Consider the following 2001-nt stretch of genomic DNA (forward strand, 5'->3'; position numbering starts at 1 on the left):
ACCTCGGCCCCCCAGTCGAGGTACGCCCCGGCATCCTTGCGGTGCCTGCCGGTGGGCGCAGAACAGATCCTGCCGGGCCCACGGGCACCCGAACAGAGCGCCCCCGCACCGGAGCAGGGGTGCTCCCCTTGAGGTCCGGGCGGCCCGGGCCCCGGGAGCGTTCTCAGGATCGCCGTCGAGCGGGGCGGGGCGTCCCGGTGAACTGTCCGGACCAGCCGCTGGAAGAAGGCGGTCCGGACGGTGATTCGGACATGACAGCCAGCGGGTCTTTTCGTAGCTAGGCTCATCGGGTCGGCATGAAAGGGGCGGCGAAGACGCATGGTCCCACGAGGGATACCGGACGCGGCAACACCGGCGGTCGTCGCGAGGATCGTCGCGGGCGGACGGAGATGGAATCTCGGAGCAGGTCGGCGGCTGACCTTCGGTCGGGCCGGCTGTGACATCCCGTTCGGGGCCGATCCACAGGATCTGCTTGTCTCCCGCCGGGCCGGGACGCTGGCCGAGAGCGAAGGCGCGATCGTCATCAGCAACACCGGTCGGCATCCCCTGCTCCTGCTGACCGCCAGCGGCGACACTCATCACATCGTGTCGCCGGGCACGGCGCTGTCCGCGGGGCTGGCCGAATTCCACATCGTCGCCGTTGGCACGGACGGCGAGCGCCACCAGATCGACGTCGTCCACCATCGCCGGCAGCAGGTGCACCGCGATCAGGACACGATGCAGATCTCCGTCCGCCTCACCCAGACCGAACGTCTGCTGCTGGTGGCTCTCTGCGAACCGCGGCTGCGCACCGGCGACAACCACGCGCCGTTCGCCACGTACCGGGAGATCGCCCGGCGGGTCAACCGCGACGACAACTATGTCCGCTCGCGGCTTGCCACCGTTCGTAGCAACCTTGCCGGGCAGGGGATACCCGGGTTGCTGCGGGACGAGCCGGGACCGGCGTCGCGCCGGTTGCCCGACTACATCGTCCGGCTCGGCGAATGGGTGATCGCCGCTGCTCTCGTGACCGTGGACGACCTTGAGTTACTGAGCCCGGACGGCTCCGGACGACAGGGTTAGGCCGTCCCTGACGGATACTGGTCGACTTATTGGTCGGCTGCTGGTCGATGTTCGGTCGCCCGGGCGTGGCCCGCGCGACCGAACATCCGTCAGGAACGGCCTGGAGCGTCAGGCACCGCCTATGCCGTGCCTGGTGGACGGTGGTGGTCGTCCGGGCGTGACCCGGGCGACCGCGGATCCGTTGGAGATGGCCCGCCGGCGACGGCTTGGGCCGCCGGTGAGGGCGTGTCCCGGTCCCGGGCTCGGTGGCGCAGCGAGCGGAAGAACACGCCGCCACCGATCAGGGCCGCGACGGCCGCCGCGAGCACACCGGCCTGGGTACCGGAAACCGGAAGGGCGCCGTCCGCGTCCCCGCCGGCCTCCCCGGCTGTGTCCGCGTCGTCGGCGCTGGCCGCGGCACCGGAAGAGTCCACCCAGACCATGCCGACGGCCTTGCGCTCCTCGGCGTCGGCCGGCTGTGCCCCGATGCCGCCGCCGGCCGGCCCGGCATACGACGCCGCGTCAACCGCATCCTTCGGCGTTCCGCTGGCGGTCAGATAGTGATCCCCCTGGGTGGGCAGGGTCAGCCGGATCGCGAAGCCGCCCGCGTTGTCCGCGGTCACGGTCCGGGTGCGCGCGCCGTTGTCGTCGATGGTGACTGTGCTGCCCGGCGCGAAGCCGCAACTGCTGAAGAGCACCGACCCGCCTGCCAGGACCCGTTCGGGATCAACCGAAGCGAAGCTGACCGGGCCGGCGCAGTCGGGAAGCTGTTCCTGCAACTGCTGGGCGGTGGCCGGCGATCCCAGTGTCGCGCTGAGGGCCAGGCCGCCGCCGAGCAGCAGGGTGACGGCAACCACCCGGAAGTTCATGGAGATCCTCCTCCTGCCGAGATGTCGTCAGGGGCAGGTGCTGTCAGGGGCAGGTGACGTGGGGGAACTACGTGAGGGGACGGCGTGGGGG

Annotated in this window: 2 protein-coding genes; one reads left to right on the forward strand and one right to left on the reverse strand. The window is 70.9% G+C overall.

All coding sequences use genetic code 11. The features are described from left to right. Positions 1-318: 318 nt before the first annotated feature. On the forward strand, positions 319-1062 hold the full coding sequence (locus tag CM1CMNOD_RS05315; protein ID WP_013872632.1) for a hypothetical protein: 744 nt from the start codon (positions 319-321) through the stop codon (positions 1060-1062). A gap of 119 nt (positions 1063-1181) precedes the next feature. On the opposite strand, the gene CM1CMNOD_RS05320 is transcribed toward CM1CMNOD_RS05315, so the two are convergent. Then, the gene (locus tag CM1CMNOD_RS05320; RefSeq protein WP_013872633.1) at positions 1182-1910 is read right to left on the reverse strand and encodes a hypothetical protein; all 729 of its coding nucleotides are present in this window, start codon (positions 1908-1910) and stop codon (positions 1182-1184) included. Between the last annotated feature and the right edge of the window lie 91 nt (positions 1911-2001).

Origin of the sequence: Protofrankia symbiont of Coriaria myrtifolia (assembly GCF_900634755.1) — a bacterium.
Taxonomy (GTDB): Bacteria; Actinomycetota; Actinomycetes; order Frankiales; family Frankiaceae; genus Protofrankia; species Protofrankia coriariae.

Excerpts from the sequence above, each read along its gene's own strand:
- CM1CMNOD_RS05315 (WP_013872632.1), top strand. The coding sequence starts at position 319 with ATGGTCCCACGAGGGATACCGGACGCGGCAACACCGGCGGTCGTCGCG.
- CM1CMNOD_RS05320 (WP_013872633.1), bottom strand. The coding sequence starts at position 1,910 with ATGAACTTCCGGGTGGTTGCCGTCACCCTGCTGCTCGGCGGCGGCCTG.